Origin of the sequence: Streptomyces sp. NPDC057694 (assembly GCF_042799415.1) — a bacterium.
Classification (GTDB): Bacteria; Actinomycetota; Actinomycetes; order Streptomycetales; family Streptomycetaceae; genus Streptomyces.
This window is the reverse complement of record NZ_JBHVIX010000008.1, coordinates 185,448-205,383: the sequence shown is the minus strand read 5'-3', so window position 1 is coordinate 205,383 and position 19,936 is coordinate 185,448. Positions and strand designations below refer to the sequence as shown.

At 72.1% G+C, this 19,936-nt stretch carries 19 protein-coding genes and 6 tRNA genes; 16 read left to right on the top strand and 9 right to left on the bottom strand.

Annotation, left to right across the window (positions count from 1 at the left end; genetic code table 11):
• Window positions 1-81 precede the first annotated feature (81 nt).
• From cbiE to ACFVDP_RS20255, 4 genes are all read left to right on the top strand, one after another.
• Window positions 82-1,308: a precorrin-6y C5,15-methyltransferase (decarboxylating) subunit CbiE gene (gene cbiE, locus ACFVDP_RS20270; protein ID WP_383491284.1), complete on the top strand. Its 1,227-nt coding sequence runs from the start codon at window positions 82-84 to the stop codon at window positions 1,306-1,308.
• A gap of 355 nt (window positions 1,309-1,663) precedes the next feature.
• Window positions 1,664-4,882 carry a nicotinate-nucleotide--dimethylbenzimidazole phosphoribosyltransferase gene (gene cobT, locus ACFVDP_RS20265; protein ID WP_383491282.1) on the top strand — a complete coding sequence of 1,073 codons (3,219 nt, stop codon included), beginning with the start codon at window positions 1,664-1,666 and terminating at the stop codon, window positions 4,880-4,882.
• Window positions 4,883-5,142: 260 nt separating this feature from the next.
• Window positions 5,143-6,375, top strand: coding sequence for a uroporphyrinogen-III C-methyltransferase (cobA, locus tag ACFVDP_RS20260; protein WP_383491280.1), 1,233 nt, complete (start codon window positions 5,143-5,145; stop codon window positions 6,373-6,375).
• An 81-nt stretch (window positions 6,376-6,456) separates the two neighbouring features.
• Window positions 6,457-7,284 (top strand): RNA methyltransferase, encoded by an 828-nt coding sequence (locus ACFVDP_RS20255; protein ID WP_351446019.1) that lies wholly within the window; start codon window positions 6,457-6,459, stop codon window positions 7,282-7,284.
• Between the two features lie 9 nt (window positions 7,285-7,293).
• Here ACFVDP_RS20255 and ACFVDP_RS20250 read toward each other — a convergent pair whose 3' ends face one another.
• Window positions 7,294-8,580 carry a serine/threonine-protein kinase gene (locus tag ACFVDP_RS20250; protein ID WP_383491497.1) on the bottom strand — a complete coding sequence of 429 codons (1,287 nt, stop codon included), beginning with the start codon at window positions 8,578-8,580 and terminating at the stop codon, window positions 7,294-7,296.
• Window positions 8,581-8,779: 199 nt separating this feature from the next.
• Between ACFVDP_RS20250 and ACFVDP_RS20245 the strand changes: the two genes are divergently transcribed.
• From ACFVDP_RS20245 to ACFVDP_RS20230, 4 genes are all read left to right on the top strand, one after another.
• Entirely contained in the window at window positions 8,780-9,058 is a 279-nt protein-coding gene (locus ACFVDP_RS20245; RefSeq protein ID WP_353941394.1) for a hypothetical protein, read from the top strand.
• A 239-nt stretch (window positions 9,059-9,297) separates the two neighbouring features.
• Window positions 9,298-9,531, top strand: coding sequence for a hypothetical protein (locus tag ACFVDP_RS20240; protein ID WP_383491278.1), 234 nt, complete (start codon window positions 9,298-9,300; stop codon window positions 9,529-9,531).
• A 203-nt stretch (window positions 9,532-9,734) separates the two neighbouring features.
• Complete coding sequence (locus tag ACFVDP_RS20235; RefSeq protein ID WP_383491276.1) at window positions 9,735-10,691, top strand: phosphotransferase family protein; 957 nt, start codon at window positions 9,735-9,737, stop codon at window positions 10,689-10,691.
• A gap of 69 nt (window positions 10,692-10,760) precedes the next feature.
• Window positions 10,761-11,045: a zf-TFIIB domain-containing protein gene (locus ACFVDP_RS20230; protein WP_361545211.1), complete on the top strand. Its 285-nt coding sequence runs from the start codon at window positions 10,761-10,763 to the stop codon at window positions 11,043-11,045.
• A 74-nt stretch (window positions 11,046-11,119) separates the two neighbouring features.
• Here ACFVDP_RS20230 and ACFVDP_RS20225 read toward each other — a convergent pair.
• From ACFVDP_RS20225 to ACFVDP_RS20205, 5 genes are all read right to left on the bottom strand, one after another.
• Window positions 11,120-11,194 (bottom strand) — tRNA-Val (locus ACFVDP_RS20225).
• A gap of 62 nt (window positions 11,195-11,256) precedes the next feature.
• Window positions 11,257-11,328, bottom strand: a tRNA-Val gene (locus ACFVDP_RS20220).
• 38 nt (window positions 11,329-11,366) lie between these two features.
• Window positions 11,367-11,438 (bottom strand) — tRNA-Val (locus ACFVDP_RS20215).
• A gap of 1 nt (window position 11,439) precedes the next feature.
• Window positions 11,440-11,513 (bottom strand) — tRNA-Cys (locus tag ACFVDP_RS20210).
• A 38-nt stretch (window positions 11,514-11,551) separates the two neighbouring features.
• Window positions 11,552-11,624: transfer RNA gene (locus ACFVDP_RS20205), tRNA-Gly, on the bottom strand.
• Window positions 11,625-11,826: 202 nt separating this feature from the next.
• On the opposite strand from ACFVDP_RS20205, the gene ACFVDP_RS20200 reads away from it, so the two are divergent.
• From ACFVDP_RS20200 to ACFVDP_RS20190, 3 genes are read left to right on the top strand one after another with little or no spacing between them, the layout of a single operon-like run.
• Window positions 11,827-12,864 (top strand): chorismate-binding protein, encoded by a 1,038-nt coding sequence (locus ACFVDP_RS20200; RefSeq protein WP_383491273.1) that lies wholly within the window; start codon window positions 11,827-11,829, stop codon window positions 12,862-12,864.
• A gap of 24 nt (window positions 12,865-12,888) precedes the next feature.
• The gene (locus ACFVDP_RS20195) at window positions 12,889-13,710 is read left to right on the top strand and encodes an aminotransferase class IV (RefSeq protein WP_383491271.1); all 822 of its coding nucleotides are present in this window, start codon (window positions 12,889-12,891) and stop codon (window positions 13,708-13,710) included.
• 54 nt (window positions 13,711-13,764) lie between these two features.
• Complete coding sequence (locus ACFVDP_RS20190) at window positions 13,765-14,589, top strand: GNAT family N-acetyltransferase (RefSeq protein WP_383491269.1); 825 nt, start codon at window positions 13,765-13,767, stop codon at window positions 14,587-14,589.
• 197 nt (window positions 14,590-14,786) lie between these two features.
• Here the strand turns inward: ACFVDP_RS20190 and ACFVDP_RS20185 are convergent, their stop codons facing one another.
• Window positions 14,787-15,290 carry a DsbA family protein gene (locus tag ACFVDP_RS20185; RefSeq protein WP_383491267.1) on the bottom strand — a complete coding sequence of 168 codons (504 nt, stop codon included), beginning with the start codon at window positions 15,288-15,290 and terminating at the stop codon, window positions 14,787-14,789.
• A 177-nt stretch (window positions 15,291-15,467) separates the two neighbouring features.
• On the opposite strand from ACFVDP_RS20185, the gene ACFVDP_RS20180 reads away from it, so the two are divergent.
• Window positions 15,468-15,914 carry a hypothetical protein gene (locus tag ACFVDP_RS20180; RefSeq protein WP_383491265.1) on the top strand — a complete coding sequence of 149 codons (447 nt, stop codon included), beginning with the start codon at window positions 15,468-15,470 and terminating at the stop codon, window positions 15,912-15,914.
• Between the two features lie 198 nt (window positions 15,915-16,112).
• A complete protein-coding gene (locus ACFVDP_RS20175) occupies window positions 16,113-16,313 on the top strand; it encodes a hypothetical protein (protein WP_383491263.1) in 201 nt (66 codons plus the stop codon).
• 18 nt (window positions 16,314-16,331) lie between these two features.
• Here ACFVDP_RS20175 and ACFVDP_RS20170 read toward each other — a convergent pair whose 3' ends face one another.
• Window positions 16,332-16,895 carry a CGNR zinc finger domain-containing protein gene (locus ACFVDP_RS20170; protein ID WP_383491261.1) on the bottom strand — a complete coding sequence of 188 codons (564 nt, stop codon included), beginning with the start codon at window positions 16,893-16,895 and terminating at the stop codon, window positions 16,332-16,334.
• 276 nt (window positions 16,896-17,171) lie between these two features.
• Window positions 17,172-17,585 carry an SsgA family sporulation/cell division regulator gene (locus ACFVDP_RS20165; RefSeq protein WP_004002642.1) on the bottom strand — a complete coding sequence of 138 codons (414 nt, stop codon included), beginning with the start codon at window positions 17,583-17,585 and terminating at the stop codon, window positions 17,172-17,174.
• Between the two features lie 190 nt (window positions 17,586-17,775).
• Between ACFVDP_RS20165 and ACFVDP_RS20160 the strand changes: the two genes are divergently transcribed.
• The 3 genes from ACFVDP_RS20160 (at window position 17,776) to ACFVDP_RS20150 (ending at window position 19,922) form a co-directional block, all read left to right on the top strand.
• Complete coding sequence (locus tag ACFVDP_RS20160; protein WP_383491259.1) at window positions 17,776-18,219, top strand: TIGR02611 family protein; 444 nt, start codon at window positions 17,776-17,778, stop codon at window positions 18,217-18,219.
• A gap of 73 nt (window positions 18,220-18,292) precedes the next feature.
• A tRNA-Val gene (locus ACFVDP_RS20155) sits at window positions 18,293-18,364 on the top strand.
• Window positions 18,365-18,632: 268 nt separating this feature from the next.
• Complete coding sequence (locus tag ACFVDP_RS20150; protein ID WP_383491257.1) at window positions 18,633-19,922, top strand: ABC transporter substrate-binding protein; 1,290 nt, start codon at window positions 18,633-18,635, stop codon at window positions 19,920-19,922.
• Window positions 19,923-19,936 lie beyond the last annotated feature (14 nt).

Genomic DNA, 19,936 nt, shown 5'->3' with positions numbered 1-19,936 from the left:
ACGGTGCCCCGCCCGGCGCTGCCCATCGGCGGTTCCCTCTCCCGTACGCATCCGCACCCCCCTCCCTGGAGACTGACAACGATGGCCGACCGGGTCACGGTGATCGGCTGGGACGGCTCGCCCCTGACCGCGGCAGCCCGTTCCGCACTCGGCGCGGCCACCCTCGTGGCCGGCGCCGCCCACCACCTGGCGCTGCCCGAGGTGCCCGAGCGCGCCGAGCGCATCCGCCTCGGCAGCGTCTCGCTCGCCGCCCGCCGGATCACGGGACACCGCGGCACCGCCGTCGTCCTCGCCGACGGCGACCCCGGCTTCTTCGGTGTCGTGCGCACCCTGCGCGCCCCCGAGTACGGCCTGGAGGTCGAGGTCGTCCCCGCCGTCTCCTCCGTCGCCCAGGCCTTCGCCCGCGCCGGGATGCCCTGGGACGACGCCCAAGTGGTCGTCGCACACCGCCGCACGCTGCGCCGCGCGGTGAACGTGTGCCGGGCCCACACCAAGGTGGCGGTCCTCACCTCGCCCGGCGCCGGACCCGCCGAACTCGGCCTGCTCATCGAAGGCGTCCACCGCACCTTCGTCATCTGCGAGGAACTGGGCACCGACCGCGAACAGGTCACCGTCGTCACCTCCGACAAGGCGGCCGACCACACCTGGCGCGACCCCAACGTCGTCATCGTCATCGGTGGCACGGTCACCGGCGCGGTCTCCGAGAACGGCGGCTGGCTCGCCGGCGGCGACGCCAGGGAAGCGACCCCCGCCCCCCGCGGCTGGGCGCTGCCCGCCGCGGAGTACGACGGCCCCTTCGGCGAGGGCGAGACCGAACTTCTGCGCGCGGCCCAACTCGCCCGCCTGGGGCCGAGGACCGGCGACCTGGTGTGGGACATCGGCTGCGGCAGCGGCGCGTTCACCGCGGAGGCCGCCCGGTTCGGCGCCGCCGTCATCGCCGTGGACCGCGACGCGGACGCCTGCGCCCGCACGCTGGCGGCCGCCCGCAACTTCGGCGTGCAGGCACAGATCGTGCACGGCACCGCCCCGCACGTCCTGGAGGACCTGCCCGAGCCCGACGTCGTCCGCGTCGGCGGCGGGGGAGCGCCGGTCGTCTCCGCGGTCGCCGACCGCCGCCCCGCGCGGATCGTCTCGCACGCGGCGACACGCGACGAGGCCGAACTCATCGGCAGGGACCTGACGGAGCACGGTTACGACGTCGAGTGCGCCCTTCTGCAATCCGTCGAACTGGACACTCGTGTCTGGACCGAGAAGGAGCGGACTGTGGGATTCCTCCTGTCCGGACGCCTGCCGGACCGCCACCCGTGACCCTGACGGCCCAGTACGCGCTGTAGGCTGGCCGATCGTTGTACTGCGCCGGAGTGTCCGACAGTTCGTCGGTCAATGTCCGGAAAACGCGCCAGCTTTGGGGCGTCCTGTGGTACGGCGCCGACCGGAGGACGCGCAACGTGGCGCAGTCCACAGAAGGCCATGGGTGATCTACGTTCCGTGGCCGCGGTCCGACCGGGACAATGCCTGTTGTCCGGGGCGGTTCGTGCCGCGCGGCGCGCACGCTCGTTCATCATGACGGGCGGTTGACGCGCCGCTCCGGTCAAGGGGGTTGCTCACCGGGCCACGGGCCCGGGGCGGCCGGCAAGTTCTCATCGATGGGCGAGGGGTAGGCATGACCGACACCGGTCAGGTTCCGGGCGAGGGGCTGCCGGAGAACGCAGGCGCGGTGGAGCAGCCGGGCGTTCCCGCCCCGGGTGCATACACCTACCTCGATCCCGCCGAAGCCACCGCCGAGGACGACGAACTCCTCCTGATGCCGGGTTCCCAGGGCGCCTGGGGCCAGCCGTACGACACGCAGGCCCCGATGCCCGCGCCGCAGGCGCAGTACGCCCCGGCGCCCGGCGCCCCCCTGGCGCACGAGCCGGGACCGCACGAGATGGCCGGCCGCGACAGCGGGCACCACGACATGGGCGGCATGCACCTGCAGAACCAGCCCGCCGCTGCCGCCGCCGTGAACCAGGGCCCCGCCCGCCGCCCGCTGCACATGGGCCCGCCCATGCCCGAGACCGGCGGCACCGTGCGCTCGCTCGCCGACCGCGGCCCCGCGCAGCAGACCCCGGCCAACCCGATGCCCGTACGGCAGACGGGTCCGCCCACCACGGGCCCCGAATACCTCGACATCCCGCCGCAGGGCGTCGCGCCGTGGGAGCCCGCGGACGCGCAGCCGCAGCCGGGGTTCGAAATGCCGCAGATCGCCGCAGAAACGGTCGTTCCGGAGGCGTACGCGGTCCCGCAGGACCCGGCCGCCGCGGCGCAGTTCGCGCCGGTCCCCGAGCCCGCCCCGGTCGGTGCTTACGCCGGCCAGGCCGAGCAGCCCGGCCACGCCGACCCGTACGGCATGCCGCAGGAGGCCGGGCAGCAGCCGCTCGGCCAGTTCGTGCCCGTCGAGGGCTTCGTGCCCACGACACCGCATCTGGCGCCGACGCCGCCGCACGCCATGACGGTGCCGCCGATGCCGGAGCCCGCCGCTGAGCCGACGACCGAGCCGGTCGCGCCGCCCGAGCAGATCGCGCAGCCCGAGCCGGTCGCGCAGTTCGCCGAGGCCGAGCAGGTCCCGCAGCAGGTCGAGCCGCCGGAGCCCGTCGCCGAGCAGCCCGCTCCCGAGCCCGTGGTGGCGCCGGAGCCCGAGCCGCAGCCCGTGCCCGAGGCGCCGGTCGCGATGGACCCCGTACCGGCCGAGCCGCTCCAGGAGCAGCCGCAGCCGGTCCAGCAGCCCGAGGCCGAGGAGCCGGCGCCCGCCGCCGAGGCCCCGGTCGCCGAGCAGCCCGAGTTCGCCGACGAGCCCGAGCAGATCGAGGTCGCGGCCGCGGTGCCCGCGCCGCGTGACGGCGGCCCCGCCGCGGTACCCGTGCCCGAGCCGGTCGTGGCGCAGGAGCCCGTCGCCGACGAGGAGCCGGAGCTGATCGAGGTCGCCCCGGAGCCCGTCCAGGAAGTACCGGCTGTCCAAGACGTACAGGCCGTCCAGGAAGTGCAGCCTGCCCAGGAAGCACAGGCCCTCCAGGAGGTGCAGGCCGTCGAGGAGACGCAGCCGGCGCCCGAGGCGGAGCCCCTGCCCGAGGCGGAGCCCGTGCGGGAGGCGGGGGAGCCGGAGCAGGTCGGCACCGCGGCCCCCGGCTACGACGACGCCGAGCGCGAGGCCGTGCTGCGCGTGATGCGCGAGCGCCGCGACATCCGCAACGGCTTCCGCGGCGACCCCATCCCGCACGAGGTGCTGCTCCGCGTCCTGGAGGCGGCCCACACGGCGCCCTCCGTCGGCCACTCCCAGCCCTGGGACTTCGTCGTCATCCGCTCCGCCGAGACCCGGCGCACGATGCACGAGCTGGCCATGCGGCAGAAGGACGCGTACGCGAAGTCCCTGCCCAAGGGGCGCGCGAAGCAGTTCAAGGAACTGAAGATCGAGGCCATCCTCGACACCCCGGTGAACATCGTGGTCACCGCCGACCCGACCCGCGGCGGCCGCCACACCCTCGGCCGGCACACCCAGCCGCAGATGGCCCCGTACTCCTCCGCGCTCGCGGTCGAGAACCTGTGGCTCGCCGCCCGCGCCGAGGGCCTGGGCGTCGGCTGGGTCTCGTTCTTCGACGAGCGCGAGATGGTCCGCACGCTCGGCCTGCCCGACCACCTCGAAGTCGTGGCCTACCTCTGTGTCGGCTACGTCGACGAGTTCCCGGAGGAGCCCGAGCTGATGCAGGCGGGCTGGTCCAAGCGCCGCCCGCTGTCCTGGGTCGTGCACGAGGAGACGTACGGGCGTCGCGCCCTGCCCGGCGAGGACCCGCACGACCTGCTCGCCGAGACCGTCTCCAACATCCGCCCGCTGGACGCCAAGGCGCTCGGCGAGGCCTGGGAGCGGCAGAAGCGCATGACGAAGCCCGCCGGGGCGCTCGGCATGCTGGAGATCATCTCCGCGCAGCTGTCCGGCCTGTCCCGGATGTGCCCGCCGCCAATCCCGGAGCCCGCGGCCGTCGCGATCTTCGCGGGCGACCACGGCGTGCACGCCCAGGGCGTCACCCCGTGGCCGCAGGAGGTCACCGGCCAGATGGTCGCGAACTTCCTGGGCGGCGGCGCGGTCTGCAACGCGTTCGCGAACCAGGTCGGCGCCGAGGTCTGTGTCATCGACGTGGGCGTCGCCAGTGAACTCCCGGCAACGCCCGGCCTGTTGCCCCGCAAGGTCAGAGCCGGCACCGCCGACATGACGACCGGTCCCGCCCTGAGCCGCGAAGAGGTCAAGGCGGCCATCGAGGTCGGCATCGAGACGGCCCGTGACTTGGTCGCGGCCGGCAACAAGGCGCTGCTCACCGGCGAGATGGGCATCGCCAACACCACGGCGTCCGCCGCCCTCATCTCGGTCTACACCGAGGTGGACCCGGCCGAGGTCACCGGCCGCGGTACCGGTATCAACGACGAGACCCACTCCCGCAAGATCGAGGTCGTGCGCCGCGCCCTCGACGTCCACCGGCCCGACCCGGCGGACCCGATCGGCGTCCTCGCGGCGGTCGGCGGCCTGGAGCACGCGGCCCTGGTCGGCCTGCTCCTCGGCGGTGCCTCGCTGCGCACGCCGGTCATCCTGGACGGCGTCAGTGCCGGAGCGGCCGCCCTGGTCGCCCGCGCCATCGCCCCCGAGGTGCTGGCCGCCTGCATCGCGGGCCACCGCAGCGCCGAACCCGGCCATGTCGCGGCCCTGAACAAGCTGGGCCTGCGCCCCCTGGTCGACCTCGACCTCCGCCTCGGCGAGGGCACCGGCGCCCTCCTCGCCCTGCCGATCGTGCAGAGCGCGGCCCGGGCGATGCACGAGGTGGCGACGTTCGACTCGGCGGGCGTCACCGAAAAGTAGGCCGCGCTACAGGAACGCCTGCCCCGGCCCACCCGGCTGCGGGCAGGCGTTACCCCACCGCCCCACCGCTGTGGGCAGGCGTTCCGCCTGGGGGCCCCTCCCACGCCCTTAAGGCAGTGGGGGATGGAACGGGTGGGCACAGCCCCACGGCGCAGGGTGACTGCCCGAGCGACCCCGGCATAAGCTGACCCACAAGAACCTGCACGTCACAGGGCTCCAAAGTCGCAGCCCACCGAGCCGCCGCCCAGGAGCCGCACGACATGCCGTCCCCCCAGCACCCCGCATACCCCGTCGGCCTCCGCCTGACGAACCGCAGGACGATAGTGATCGGCGGCGGCCAGGTGGCCCAGCGCAGGCTGCCCGCGCTGATAGCGGCAGGCGCGGACATCACCCTCATCTCCCCGTCCGCGACCCCCTCGGTCGAGGCCATGGCGGACGCGGGCGAGATCACCTGGACCCGCCGCCGCTACGAGGAGGGCGACCTGGCCGCCGCCTGGTACGTCCTCGTGGCGACGGCCGACCGCGCGGCGAACGACCTGGCATCGGCCGAAGCGGAGCGCCACCGCATCTGGTGCGTCCGCTCCGACGACGCCGAGGCGGCCACCGCCTGGACCCCGGCGACCGGCCGCACCGAGGGCGTGACCGTCGCGGTGCTGTCCACCGAGGCCGCCGACCGCGACCCGCGCCGCACGGCCGCGATACGCGACGCGCTGGTCGAGGCCCTGCGCGACGGCACGGTCACCGCGGAGCGCGCCCGCACCCCGGGCGTCGCCCTGGTCGGCGGCGGCCCCGGCGACCCCGACCTGATCACGGTCCGCGGCCGCCGGCTGCTCGCCGAGGCCGACGTCGTCATCGCCGACCGGCTCGGCCCGCGCGACCTGCTCGACGAACTCCCGCCGCACGTCGAGGTCATCGACGCGGCGAAGATCCCGTACGGCCGTCAGATGGTCCAGGAAGCCATCAACCAGGCCCTCATCGACCACGCCAAGCAGGGCAAGGCCGTCGTCCGCCTCAAGGGCGGCGACCCCTACGTCTTCGGCCGCGGCATGGAGGAGGCCCAGGCCCTCGCGGCCGAGGGCATCCCGGTCACCATCGTCCCCGGCATCTCCAGCTCGATCTCGGTCCCCGGCGCGGCCGGCATCCCGGTCACGCACCGCGGCGTCGCCCACGAGTTCACCGTGGTCAGCGGACATGTGGCCCCCGACGACGAGCGCTCCCTCGTCGACTGGTCCGCGATGGCCAGGCTGACCGGCACCCTCGTGATCCTCATGGGCGTCGACAAGATCGGGAAGATCGCCGAGGCCTTGATCGCGCACGGAAAGCCGGCCGACACCCCCGTCGCCCTCGTCCAGGAGGGCACGACGGCCGCCCAGCGCCGCGTCGACGCGACCCTCGCCACGGTCGGCGAGACGGCCGTCGCGCAGGGCGTGAAGCCCCCGGCGGTCATCGTCGTCGGCGCGGTCGTCCGCGAGAGCCCCGACCGCCGGCCGTAAGCGACCGCAACCAGTAACCAGCGGTAACCGAACTCGTACCGGGCCGTTGGCACCACCACAAGAACAAGGCAGTATCGACCCGTGGCTGAACCCAAAGGTCTCATCACCATCGAGGACCCCGACGACCCGCGCCTGCGCGACTACACGGGCCTGACCGACGTGGAGCTGCGCCGCAAGCGCGAACCGGCCGAGGGCCTGTTCATCGCCGAGGGCGAGAAAGTCATCCGCAGGGCCAAGCTCGCCGGCTACGAGATGCGCTCGATGCTGCTCTCCGCCAAGTGGGTCGACGTCATGCGCGACGTCATCGACGAGGTCCCGGCCCCGGTCTACGCGGTCGCCCCCGACCTGGCCGAACAGGTCACCGGCTACCACGTGCACCGCGGCGCCCTCGCCTCCATGCAGCGCAAGCCGCTGCCCACGGCCGAGGACCTGCTCACCACCGCACGCCGCGTCGTGATCATGGAGTCGGTGAACGACCACACCAACATCGGCGCGATCTTCCGCTCGGCGGCGGCGCTCGGCATGGACGCCGTCCTGCTCTCCCCGGACTGCGCGGACCCGCTGTACCGCCGCTCGGTGAAGGTGTCCATGGGCGCGGTCTTCTCGGTGCCGTACGCCCGCCTGGAGACCTGGCCGAAGTCGCTGATGTCGGTCCGCGAGGCGGGCTTCAGCCTGCTGGCACTCACCCCGGCCGAGCGGGCGAAGTCCCTGGACGAGGTCGCCCCGCACCGGATGGACCGCGTCGCCCTGATGCTCGGCGCCGAGGGCGACGGCCTGACGACCAAGGCCCTCATGGCCGCCGACGAATGGGTGCGCATCCCGATGGCCCACGGAGTGGACTCGCTGAACGTCGGAGCGGCGGCCGCGGTCGCGTTCTACGCCGTGGCGACCGGCCGCCCCGAACTCTGATCCGAGCGCTCAGCTCTCCCGGTCGGCGGCGGGCGCCGTCTGCGTCGCACTCGCGTGCGGCACGCCGAGGTCGCCCAGGCCGCGCGACGGCCCCTGGCAGCCCTGCATGGCCGCGATGGCCAGCGCCACGAGCAGTGTCACGACCACGAACACGAAGAGCCGCTGTCCCAGAAGCCGCGGATTCGCGGGCCGCAGCCGCTTGCCCGTCCCCGTCCCGTTCGTCCGCGGCGCGGGGCGCCCGGCGCCACTGCGCGGCGCGGGCCTGCCGCCCGGCCGGGACGTGCTGTTGCGCGAGCCGCCGCCGGTCCGGCCGTTGCTGGGCCGAGGAGTGGGCGTGCCCGGCTGGGTACGCCGCTGGGTGCGCTGCTGCTCGTGGGAGTCGTGCTCGTCGTAGGGGGAGGCGAGCCGCCCGGTCGGCCGGTCCTGCTCGGCCATCCGCTGCGACGGCGGCCGCGCCTCACCGAGCCCCTGGGCCTCACGGGCCGCGATCTCCTTGAGCCGCAGCGACAGTTGCAGCGTGCTGGGCCGCTCCTCGGGATCCTTGGCCAGGCACGCGCGCAGCAGCGGCGCCAGCGCGTCCGGCACCCCGTGCAGCTGCGCCTCCTCGTGCACCACGCGATAGAGCATGACCTCGGAACTGCCGTGCCCGAAGGGCGAGTCGCCCATGGCGGAGTACGCGAGCGTGGCCCCGAGGGCGAACACGTCGGTGGCCGGCGTGACCGTTGCCCCGCGCACCTGTTCGGGCGCCAGGAAGCCGGGGGAGCCGACCGCGGTCCCCACATGCGTCAGCGTCGAGGCCCCGGTCGCCCACGCGATGCCGAAGTCGATGATCCGCGGCCCCTTCGGGGACAGCAGGATGTTGGACGGCTTGAGGTCCCGGTGGACGACCCCCGCCTCGTGCACGGCGACGAGCCCCTCCGACAGCGCGGCGCCCACGGCGGCGACATCGGCCGCGGCCAACGGGCCCTCCTCGGCCACCTTGTCGTGCAGCGAGGGACCGGGCACGTACTGCGTGGCGAACCACGGACGGTCGGCCTCCAGATCGGCGGCCACCAGGCGCGCCGTGCAGCCGCCCCGGATCCTCCGTGCGGCGGACACCTCGCGCGCGAACCGCGACCGGAACTCCTGATCCTCCGCCAGATCCGGCCTGATCACCTTGAGCGCGACCCGCTGCCCGCGCCGGTCGGAGCCGAGATAGACGACGCCCATCCCACCGGCCCCGAGCCGTCTGTGAAGCCTGAACGAGCCGACGACGCGCGGGTCCTCGCGCCTCAGGCGCATCATCGCCATGTCCATCCCCGCTGCTGCCCGGTCCGTCTGACGAGCCACAGCTTACGTTTCCGCGCCCGGCTGCGCGCAGAGGCCGCGCCCTCACGGCAGATTCGATTGTCAGTGCCGGGTGGGAGAATTGAAAAGTGGTCAGGGAACGCGGGAGCGGGGCGGATCCATACCGTCCGAAATCCCAACCACCTGTCGCAGAAGGGGGATTGAGTCCATGAAGGGTGATCGCGTCGAGATAGTGGTGGACGCCGGGGACACGACTCGCACGTACGAGGTGGTGGCCAGTCGTGCCGGTCGAAGAGTGGAGACGGCGGTGCGCAGGGGAGTCGTGGAAGTGAGCGAAGTCACCCGGTCCGGCTCCGTGGTGCGCACCGCGCGCTTCATGGCGACCCGGGTCCTTGCCCTGGTCGAGCAGCCGGTGCCGCGCGAGGAGGCGGCGGAGCGGGAGGCGCGGACGGGCCGTTCCCTGGGGGAAGACCCCGAGACCGCGTAGATCTTCGGGCCGCCGTCTCCACCCAGGGGAGTACATGAGCCGGAAGCGGTCATCCTCCGGGAGGCCCGGCAATCGGTACGAGGGCATGACGACCGGGACGCGCGGCGCCCATAGATTTGAGGTCAAGCGGCGGGTGCAGCACTCGTCCCCCGAGGTCAGGTGCCCGCCGCTGCCAGAACCGAAGAACCGTGCAGTTCAAGATCCATGAAGTGATCCACAGATTTCGACCGGGAGGGACCATGGCGGACACGGCATCGCGGACGACCACGTTCCGCACGCGGATCGGCCGGACGGGCGTCTTCGGCCTGCCGGGCCTGTCAGGCGTGTTCCGGGGTCCCGCCACCGGCCGGCGCCACCCGCTGGTGGCCACGGCCATGGTCCTCCCTCTCGCGGCCCTGCTCGTCGTCGTCTTCGGCGGCTGGGACGCGATGGTCACACAGGCGTCGTCCGTGGGCGTGATGCTGGGGCGCTGAGCGGCGCCTCCAGACCCGGAAGAGCGGTCCGGGCGGGGACATCCGGCCATGAAACCCCGTGGGGACGGGGGTGCGGCGGACGGCACAAATACTGCGCGCAGCTGGGGAGCTGCGCGCAGTATTGCTTTTCCGGGGTTCCGGGGTTGGTGCCGGGCCGGGAGCCGTAGGCTCGGCGCGACCACGCACCGCACCCGGGGGATCCCGTGACCACCTCCACGCCCGTCCTTCCCGCACTGCGCGCCAAGGCCCGGACGGCTGCCCATCCCACCGGCATCCCGTGCGTCTGCGGCGCGGCCACGCTCGCGGACCGCCCAGACGGCGCCGTCGTTCGGCACGGCGACACCGTCGCGAAGGCCCACGGCCCCGGCACGGACCCCGCCGAGCTCGACCGCCGCCTCGCCGTGGCCGCGCACCCCGCCCTGACCGGCGTACTCCTGCCGCCGCTGCACCCCACGGCCGCGCCCCTCCACGACCGCCTGGTCACGTTCTGGCCGTACGGCGTCCCGGTCGAGCCCGACCACCCCGAGCGCGCGCCCTGGGAGGCCGTCGGCGCCCTGCTGGCCCGCCTCCACACCACCCCGGCGCACCGGCTGCCGCCCGGCCTGCCCCCGATGCGCGGCCCCCTCAAGGCGGCCGCCGCGCTGGCCCGCCTCCGTGCCGCGGCCCCCGCCCATCCGGCCGCGCGGCCGATCCTCGCGGCCTGGCGCACCCTGCCGCCCTGGGCCCGCGCCGAAGCCCCGTACGACCATGCCCGCGCGCTCTGCCACGGCGACCTCCACCTCGGCCAGCTGGTCCGCCACCCGGCCGACCCGGCGGCCTGGCTCCTCATCGACATCGACGACCTCGGACTCGGCGACCCCGCGTGGGACTTGGCCCGCCCCGCCGCCTGGTTCGCCTGCGGTCTGCTGCCCGCCGAGGACTGGACGCGCTTCCTGTCCGCCTACCAACGCGCGGGCGGGCACAAGGAGCTGTGCCTCGACGACCCCTGGCCCGCCCTGGACGTACCGGCCCGCGCGCTCACCGTGCAGACGGCGGCGCTCGCCGTGGCGAAATCCGTCGGCGCGGGCCGGGCGCTCGACGATGTGGAGGAGGCGGTCGTCGACGCGTGTGCCCGAATGGCATCGGTGCCGACCCAGTTGGGGACCGATCCGGCCAAGTAGGGTGCGGGGGACGGAAGCCGGGAAGTGTTCCGGCCAAGCAGCACCGACCGGCGAGGAGTTGAGCCGACCATGCAGTGTCCCAAGTGTCACGCACCGATGCACACCTACAACCGCAATGGCGTCCAGATCGAGCAGTGCAGCGGTTGCCGCGGGATATTCCTGGACTACGGCGAGCTGGAGTCGCTGACCCGCCTGGAGTCCCAGTGGCAGCAGCAGGTCCCACCGGCTCCGCCGGCCCCACAGGCGTATCCCGCGGCTCCGGCCCCGGCCTGGGGCGCTCCGCACCACGGCGGCCACCACGGGCACCACGGCCACCACCAGAAGAGCTTCGGCCGGATGCTCTTCTCCTCCTGAGCCCTGTGTCAGGGCCCGCCGGGCCCTGACACACACGAAGAAGCCCCCGGCCACGAGGACCGGGGGCTTCTTGTTGGTGCGCGATACTGGGATTGAACCAGTGACCTCTTCCGTGTCAGGGAAGCGCTCTCCCGCTGAGCTAATCGCGCGGGACGGACCAGACTCTATCAGGCTCCGCGAGGGGTACTGCCGGGTACTACCAGGTGCTGCGTGCGCGATACTGGGATTGAACCAGTGACCTCTTCCGTGTCAGGGAAGCGCTCTCCCGCTGAGCTAATCGCGCGGGACGGATCGGATACGGACCGGAGTCCGAAGATCCAGTGCGCGATACTGGGATTGAACCAGTGACCTCTTCCGTGTCAGGGAAGCGCTCTCCCGCTGAGCTAATCGCGCATGGAGGTGGAGACGGGATTTGAACCCGTGTAGACGGCTTTGCAGGCCGTTGCCTCGCCTCTCGGCCACTCCACCCGGAGTGATCAGGGGTTCGGGAAGATCCCCCAATTCCGAGCGAACGACCGGGTTCGAACCGGCGACCTCAACCTTGGCAAGGTTGCGCTCTACCAACTGAGCTACGTTCGCGTGTCTTTCCGGCCCGCTTGCGCGTCCCGGCGACGTGTTGAACTCTAGCGGATTCCCGGGGGAGGTCCAAAACGCGTTTGCGCAGCGTGCTGCGGTGCGACCCCCAGGTGATCACCGGCATGACCGGCGGAGCGATCACCGCGGCGACCACCGGACCTCCACCCCAGGTCACCGCCCGGTCACCCGCCATAGACTCGAAACCGTGCACGGTTCCTCCTCTCTGCCTCCCCTCGCCCGCTTCGGCGAACTTCTCGCGACCGACCTCCGGGACGTCACCGACGATCCCGCGGCCCTGGACTCGGCGGGTTTCTGGGCGGTCTCCGCGGACTTCGAGGGACGCCTTGTCTGCGCCCGCTTCGGCGAGGTGCGCAGGGAGCCGGTGCCCGCGCCGCGGCCCGGGGCGTGGCGCGGGCCCGCCACGACGGACTGGGTGTCGTCCCTCGACCACGCCGCGTACACGGAGGGCGTGCGCCGGATACGCGCCCACATCGCGACCGGCGAGGTGTATCAGGCCAATCTCTGCCGCGTGCTGTCCGCGCCGGTCGCGCCGGACGCCGATGTCGACGCCCTCACCGCACTCCTCGCGCGCGGGAACCCGGCGCCGTACGCGGGCACGATCCGGCTCCCGGAGCACGGGGTGGAGATCGCGACCGCCTCGCCCGAGCTGTTCCTGCGCCGCCGCGGCCCGGTCGTGGAGTCCGGCCCCATCAAGGGCACCGGCCGCACCGAGGCCGACCTCCTGGACAAGGACCACGCCGAGAACGTGATGATCGTGGACCTGGTCCGCAACGACCTGGGCATCGTCTGCGCCACCGGGACGGTCTCCGTGCCCGACCTGTGCGCGGTCGAGAAGCACCCGGGCCTCGTCCATCTCGTCTCCACGGTCCGCGGCGAGCTGCGCGAGGGCGCCGGCTGGCCCGAACTGCTCGCGGGCACCTTCCCGCCCGGCTCCGTCACCGGAGCCCCCAAGTCCAGCGCGCTGCGGATCATCGACGCGCTGGAGACGGCGCCGCGCGGCCCCTACTGCGGCGGGATCGGCTGGGTCGACGCGGACCGGGGGACCGCGGAACTGGCCGTCGGGATCCGTACGTTCTGGATCGACCGGGCCGAGGGCGTGCTGCGGTTCGGCACCGGCGCCGGGATCACCTGGGGTTCCGACCCCGAGGGGGAGTGGCGGGAGACCGAGCTGAAGGCGGCGCGGCTGCTCGCGGTAGCGTCGGGCACGTACGCGGACGCGTAGTCCGGCCACGTTGGAGGGACCCTAGTGAAGATCTGGCTCGACGGCCGTCTGCAGGACACCGAGGAGGCGCGCGTCTCCGTCTTCGACCACGGGCTCACCGTGGGCGACGGCATCTTCGAGACGCTGAAGTCGGTGGACGGCACGCCGTTCGCGCTCACCCGCCACCTCGACCGGCTCACCCGCTCCGCACGCGGCCTCGGCCTGCCCGAGCCGGACCTCGACGAGGTGCGCCGGGCCTGTGCCGCGGTGCTCGCGGCCAACCCCCTGCCGATGGGCCGGCTGCGGATCACGTACACCGGCGGCCTCTCGCCGCTCGGCTCGGACCGCGGGGAGGCCGGGACGACCCTCGTCGTCGCGCTCGGCGAGGCCACGCGACGCCCCGACACCACCGCAGTGATCACCGTCCCGTGGACCAGGAACGAGCGGGGCGCCCTCGCCGGCCTGAAGACCACCTCGTACGCGGAGAACGTCGTCGCGCTCGCCCGCGCCCGTGAATACGGCGCGTCCGAGGCGCTGTTCGCCAACACCGTGGGGCAGCTGTGCGAGGGCACGGGGTCCAATGTCTTCGTCGTCCTCGACGGGGAGATCCACACCCCGCCGGTCGCCTCCGGCTGCCTCGCGGGCATCACGCGCGCCCTCGCCGTCGAGTGGACGGGCGCCCGGGAGACCGAACTGCCGCTGTCGGTGCTCGCCGAGGCCGACGAGGTGTTCCTGACCTCGACGCTGCGCGACATCCAGGCCTTGCACCGGGTCGACGGCCGGGACCTGCCGGGCGCGCCCGGCCCGGTCACCGCGAAGGCGATGCGGGTGTGGGACGAGCGCGCGGCGGACGACATCGATCCGTGAGCGCCCGGTAAAACCACTGTCGCCCGGTCCGCGCGGGTGGGTACAACACCCGTGATGACCACGACCCTGCGGCCGACCGAGCCGCTTCAGCGCACCGCCGAGGGGAATCGTTCACGCCGTTTCGCGGTGTGCGTGAACAGCCGCCCCGTGGGCACCCTCCACCTCGCCACGCACCTCGCCTTCGGCCCCTCCGTCGCCCAGATCCTCGATCTGCGCATCGACGAACCGGACCGCGGACGCGGCCGTGGCACCGTCGCCGCGCTGGCCGCCGAGGAAGTGGCCCGCGGCTGGAACTGCCGACGGGTGGAGATGTCCGTCCCGGCGGACGGCACGGCCCTGCTGCGGCTCGCCGGCGCGCTCGGCTACGTGGAGCGCAACCAGAACATGGCGAAGACCCTGCCGCGGCAGCCCCCGGACCTCCCGGCGGGCAGCACGGGACGCCGGATGACGGAGGCCGAGTACGGCCCCTGGCTGACCAGGGAGAAGGCGCACTACGAGCGGACCGTCATCGAGCGTGGCGCCACCGAGCGCGAGGCAAGGGAGAAGTCCGAGCGCGACCACGCGGCGCTGCTCCCCGACGGCATCGGGACCCCGGACGTGCTGATCAGCGTCCTGGAGCACCACGGGGAGGCGGTCGGCACGCTGTGGCTGGCCCAGCGCTCCGACGGCGCGTACATCTACGACGTCGAGGTGGCCGCCGAGCACCGGGGACGAGGCCACGGCCGGGCCCTGATGCTGTACGCCGAGGCCGACGCGATCGCGGCGGGCGCCACCCGGATCGGCCTCAACGTGTTCGCGGACAACACCCCGGCCCTGCGGCTCTACGAGTCGCTCGGCTACCAGCCGACCCGTCACCACCTCTACAAGCAGCTGCTCTGACCGGGGCGTGTGCCGAAGGCCCTGGGGCGTGTGTCGAAAGTCCTGCCTGCCCCGCGGCGCCTGGCACGCACGCTCGCGGCGTTGCCGAAACGTCCGCATAGCTCCGCTATGAGGACGCTCCGGCGCCTTGCGATCGCACGCACCAGACGCCGCGGGGCCCGCCCTCCGGGCGAACGGCAGGACTTTCGACACACGCCCTAGGCGCCGAGCAGCCCGTCCACGATCGTCTCGATCTGCGCCCGCAGCCCCGCCTGGTTCTTGCTGCCGTCCAGCAGCTTGCCGTCGATCTCGTACGTCGGGGTGCCCTTCACGCCGATGACCTTGCCCTCGGCCTGGTCGGCGTCGACGATCAGGATGTGCCGGCCGTCGATCAGCGCGGTGTCGAACTCCTCGGCGTCCAGGCCGAGTTCGCCCGCCACCTCGACGAGGAACGGCTCGCCCTGCGCGGCGAACTCCTCGACCCGGCCGAGCACGGCCTCCACGTAGGGCCACCCCTTGCCCTGCGCGAACGCCTCCTCGGCGGCCTGGGCTCCGGCGAACGAGTGCGGGTGCTTGTCGAGCGGGAAGTGCCGCAGACGGATCTCGATGCGGTCGCCGTAGCGCTCCCGCAGGGCGCGTACGTCGTCCAGGGCCGTGCGGCAGTCCGGGCACTGGAGCTCGCACCACACGTCGAGGAGGGGAGCCGGGTTCGGGGCGTTCATGGACCCAGTCTCCCAGGCCGGGCCGCAGGGGCCCAACCTGGACCTGCGGAGGAGAACGGACCCGGAGATCTCCCTGAGGTCCGTCCCGGCCGTGGCCCCCGGCCCCCCGGACGGTGCAGGATGGAAGGGGCGAACCGCCCCGATGCCGACCGATGTGCCCCAGCTCAGGAGGACCGGATGATAGCCGAGACCGTCTGCTCCGCCGTTGCCGTGGCGGGCCTGGGCATCGCCGTGGTCACCGCGTACCGCAAGCGCTTCCTCTCCGCCGCCCGGCTGGCCGCCTACTCCCTCGTCCCGCTGGGCCTGGTGATGACCGGCGCGGTGCAGTGGGTGGTGGACACCGCCTTCAGCCCGACCGCGTGGGCCGGGTTCGGGGTGCTCGGCGCGGCCTGGCTGATGTTCATGGGGACGCGCGCAGCCGAGCGCCGCTCCGGCGGCACCCGCAAGGAGCGCAGGGCGGCGGCCAAGGCGGAGCGGCGTGATGCCGTCGCCCCGGCCGCGTCGGCCCCCTCGCTCGGCCAGAGCACCCGCGCCCCCGCCCCCGTCGCCCAGCCGAAGCCGAAGTCCGGCGCGGCCGACGACTTCAGCGACATCGAGGCGATCCTGAAGAAGCACGGCATCTGAGCGTCCCCCGCCGAAGCCGCCGAAGCCGCCGAAGCCGTCGATCCGCCTGAACGCACGTACGGCAAGAACGTACGTGCGACAGGCGGATCGGATTCGTTCAGCTGATCGTGTGCGTGGTCACAAGATCCGGCGAACTGCCCGCGTTGCAGGGCATGTTGGCCCCAATGCGTCGCCCGTCTGCGTCATCATCACGACGAGATGCTGGACACACCGCAGCTGGACGAACAGCTGAACGCAGAGAACGACCGGGAGGCCTCGCCGCCCGTCCCCGTGACCCCTGACCCCGACACCCGGCGCGGCTGCCTCTTCGCGCTCTCCCAGCCGCCACTGATGATCTTCCTCTCGGTGATCGGCTGTCTGCTCCTGCTGGCCGCGCTGCACGACCTGCTGCTGCTGTGAGCCGCACCCGGCGAGGGCTCAGCCCGCGGCCTCCTTGCGGCGCGCCCGGTACGCGGCCACGTGCAGCCGGTTCCCGCAGGTGCGGCTGTCGCAGTAGCGGCGCGAGCGATTGCGGGAGAGGTCGACGAACGCGTGCCGGCAGTCCGGCGCGTCACAGCGCCGCAACCGCTCCTGTTCCCCGGCGACCACGAAGAAGGCCAGCGCCATGCCGCAGTCGGCCGCCAGGTGGTCCGCGACGGACGCACCGGGCGCGAAGTAGTGCACGTGCCAGTCGTAGCCGTCGTGGTCGGTCAGGCGCGGGGTGGTGCCTGCGGCGGCGATCAGTTCGTTGATCAGCTCCGCGGCTCCGCGCGGATCGGGGGCGGCGAAGACCCCGGCGAACCGGTCACGCACCGCACGCACCGCGAGCAGGTCACGCTCCGCGACCGTCCCCACATCGCTGATGTCGTTCTTTCGTACGAAGACTTCGAGCGCGGGGACATCGGTGAGAGTGTCGGCCGTGCCGGCGGCGTCGTCCGGTGCGGTGTTCACCAGATCCACCACGGTGTCGAGCGCGCACCGGGTGTCGTGGGTGATCAGCACGATTCGCTCCCTGGCCTGGGGGTCGGGCCTGCGCCCGCCGATGCTGGCCGAGCCTAGCGCCTGTACCTGTCGGCAGGGCCCCGGAGCGCATCCGAGCCGCCGCCGTGGGGGTCCCACGGCGGCGGCTCGGTGTTCTGCCCTATGCGGTTGTCGTGCGGTGGAGCTCTCAAGCTGTCCTGATGTGAGTGAACCCGTGCCGTCTCCCCGAGTGGACGGCACGGGGCGCCCTCGCACTGCCTGACGCCGGCTGGGTACCGGCGCGGGGGCTCCTCGCGGCTAGCTCTCCGCGAGGATGTGCGACAGCTCCTGATCGAGATCGAAGTGACGATGCTCCGTGCCGGGTGGCACGGCGGCGTCCGTTCGCTTCAGGAAGGACTCGAGTGCCCGCGCCGGGGCTTCGAGCAGGGCCTCACCCTCTGGCGAGCTCAGGGCGATGCAGACAACGCCCTGACCGTGGCTGCGGGACGGCCAGACTCGGACGTCTCCGGTGCCGGTCGGCCGGTGAAGGCCTTCGGCGAGGAGATCGCGGGCGAAAACCCACTCGACCGTCTCCTCGGCTCCGGTGTGGAAGGTGGCGTGCACGGCATACGGATCGGCCGTGTCATACCGCAGTCCTGCGGGTACAGGCAGTGAGGACTCGCTCGACACAACGAGGCGCAGGTGCAGCTCGCAGCTGACCGTGGTGTTCATAAGCGCCAGGGCCTTTCGCTCAGTGTGCGCTCGGGGATTCGCACGTCGGCGAAATCGACATGCCACCTACGGTGCCGTTGTAAACCCCTCTGAGGGATTTGAGCGTCTTTAAGTAGCTCGTACGGCCGAGTCTTTCTTGTAGGGGAACGGCCATTCCAGTGACGCGAATCAATCCGGTAGGTTTGGCTGTATGAATACGGGGAGTGACGAGGCGAGCGGCCCGGCCGCCGCCACCGACGGGACCGGGGCCGAGCCGGGGGCGAAGCCGCTGGGCTCGCGGGCGCCGGAGTTCATCCAGGCCCGCCGGGCGCTGCATCTGAGCTGGCAGGTCGGCGTCTTCGTGGTGGGGCTCGCGGTCGTCGTCGCGGGCATCATCATGCTGCCGCTGCCAGGGCCGGGCTGGCTGGTGATCTTCGGGGGCATGGCGATCTGGGCGACCGAGTTCGTCTGGGCGCAGCTGGTGCTGCGCTGGACGAAGCGCAAGGTCACGGAGGCCACGCAGAAGGCGCTCGACCCGAAGGTGCGCCGGCGGAACATCATCCTGACCACCATCGGGCTGGTGATCATCGCGGTGCTCGTGGGGATCTACGTATGGAAGTTCGGGCTGGAGATGCCGTGGAACATCAAGGAGTGACCCGGCGCTGATCGAGAGCGGCGCGGGGTGGTCTCGGACCCCCCTGACATGGGGTAATGTTCTTCCTGCGCCCGGGCGATTAGCTCAGTGGGAGAGCGCTTCGTTCACACCGAAGAGGTCACTGGTTCGAACCCAGTATCGCCCACCCGGAACCGTAGGCCCCGGAGACATCACGTCTCCGGGGCCTACGGCGTTTTCGTGCTCCCGGCCCCCGGCGCGCCCGGTTTCCCGGCCGGTGCGGCCGACTGCCGGTGCAACGGTTCAGGGCCCTCGAGGCCGCACCCTCACCTGCCTTTTCGAAGCGCTTCGACCGAATCTTTGTCGGAACCGTTGACGCGCCCCCGCCCCGTCTCTACCTTTGCCCGGCAAGCGCTTTCCTAAAACGATTCAATGCGCAGGTGGAGGGGCGAACTGTGCCTAGGAACAGGGATCTTGACCGGCGTGGCCTGCTGAAGGTCACGGGGGCGTCGGTCGCGGCGATCGGCCTGACGGCGGCCGGCTGCGGAGGCAATGACGGCGGCTCGGGCGACGGGCCGGTGGAGCTCCGGTACGCCTGGTGGGGCGGCGAGCCGCGGGCGGTCGCCATCCAGAAGACCATCAAGCTCTTCGAGAAGAAGTACCCGAAGATCAAGATCAAGCCCGAATTCACCGATTACGAGGCTTTCTGGGAGAAGTTCCAGACACAGGCTTCCGGCGGGAATCCGCCGGACGTATTCCAGAATTCGGTCGCCTTCCTCCGCAAGTACGACAAGCGCGGTGTGCTGATGGACCTCAAGTCCCAGGCGGACGCCGGGAATCTGAACCTGAAGAACTTCCGGAACGGCGTGTTGACGGCCGGTCAGGTGGACGACGCCAAGCAGGTCGGGATTCCGGTCGGCGCGAACACCATGTCGCTCGTCATCGACCTCAACGTCTTCAAGAAGGCGGGGATCTCGCCGGAGTTCGGCTGGACCTGGGACGACTACTTCAAGGCGCTGCAGAAGATCCAGGACACCCAGAAAATCGCGGGTGACACCGGCTACTTCAGCATCATGTACCTCTACGACCTGTATCTGCGGCAGAACGGAAAGGCGTTCTTCACCGACACCGAACTCGGCTTCACCGAGGACGATCTGACGCAGTGGTGGGCGGACGGACTCAAGCGCGTGAAGTCCGGTCTCGTCGCCGACCCGAAGAAGATCGAGCAGGCCAAGCCCGCCTCCGGCCTCTCCAAGGGACTCGCCGCGTCCGAGTTCACCTGGGACAACTTCTCCGTGCGCTACGAGGGCGAGGGCGACTCCGACTACGGGCTCGCGCCCATCCCCACCACCGACGGCAAGGACACGGGCCAGTACCTCGGCTCCCTGATGCTGAGCGCCTTCAGCGGGACCAAGCACCCGAAGGAAGCCGCCCAGTTCATCGACTTCATGGTCCACGACCCCGAGGTCGGCAAGATCATGGGCTACGACCGCGGCATCCTCGCCACCGAGGAGCAGTACGACGCGTACAAGCCCGCCGACAAGACCAGCCAGGGCATCGCCGACTTCGAGGACGAGGTCGCCAAGGCCGGCGTCCTCGGGAAGATCACCCCGCACCCGTCCGGTGCCGATGTGATCGAGGCCGCCTTCCTGCGGCTGGGCGGTGAGGTCGCCCAGGGCAAGACCAAGCCGGCCGCCGCGGCGAAGCAGCTGTTCTCCGAGGCCAAGGCCGCGTTCGCGGGCTGAGGGGACGTACCGCC

What these genes read in the sequence shown, in the direction of transcription:
- ACFVDP_RS20190 (WP_383491269.1), top strand. Translation starts at nt 13,765, where the DNA reads ATGACCACGACCCTGCGGCCGACCGAGCCGCTTCAGCGCACCGCCGAG.
- cobA (WP_383491280.1), top strand. Translation starts at nt 5,143, where the DNA reads ATGCCGTCCCCCCAGCACCCCGCATACCCCGTCGGCCTCCGCCTGACG.
- ACFVDP_RS20250 (WP_383491497.1), bottom strand. Translation starts at nt 8,580, where the DNA reads ATGGACATGGCGATGATGCGCCTGAGGCGCGAGGACCCGCGCGTCGTC.
- ACFVDP_RS20180 (WP_383491265.1), top strand. Translation starts at nt 15,468, where the DNA reads ATGATAGCCGAGACCGTCTGCTCCGCCGTTGCCGTGGCGGGCCTGGGC.
- ACFVDP_RS20245 (WP_353941394.1), top strand. Translation starts at nt 8,780, where the DNA reads ATGAAGGGTGATCGCGTCGAGATAGTGGTGGACGCCGGGGACACGACT.
- ACFVDP_RS20185 (WP_383491267.1), bottom strand. Translation starts at nt 15,290, where the DNA reads ATGAACGCCCCGAACCCGGCTCCCCTCCTCGACGTGTGGTGCGAGCTC.
- cbiE (WP_383491284.1), top strand. Translation starts at nt 82, where the DNA reads ATGGCCGACCGGGTCACGGTGATCGGCTGGGACGGCTCGCCCCTGACC.
- ACFVDP_RS20175 (WP_383491263.1), top strand. Translation starts at nt 16,113, where the DNA reads ATGCTGGACACACCGCAGCTGGACGAACAGCTGAACGCAGAGAACGAC.
- ACFVDP_RS20165 (WP_004002642.1), bottom strand. Translation starts at nt 17,585, where the DNA reads ATGAACACCACGGTCAGCTGCGAGCTGCACCTGCGCCTCGTTGTGTCG.
- ACFVDP_RS20240 (WP_383491278.1), top strand. Translation starts at nt 9,298, where the DNA reads ATGGCGGACACGGCATCGCGGACGACCACGTTCCGCACGCGGATCGGC.
- cobT (WP_383491282.1), top strand. Translation starts at nt 1,664, where the DNA reads ATGACCGACACCGGTCAGGTTCCGGGCGAGGGGCTGCCGGAGAACGCA.
- ACFVDP_RS20230 (WP_361545211.1), top strand. Translation starts at nt 10,761, where the DNA reads ATGCAGTGTCCCAAGTGTCACGCACCGATGCACACCTACAACCGCAAT.
- ACFVDP_RS20160 (WP_383491259.1), top strand. Translation starts at nt 17,776, where the DNA reads ATGAATACGGGGAGTGACGAGGCGAGCGGCCCGGCCGCCGCCACCGAC.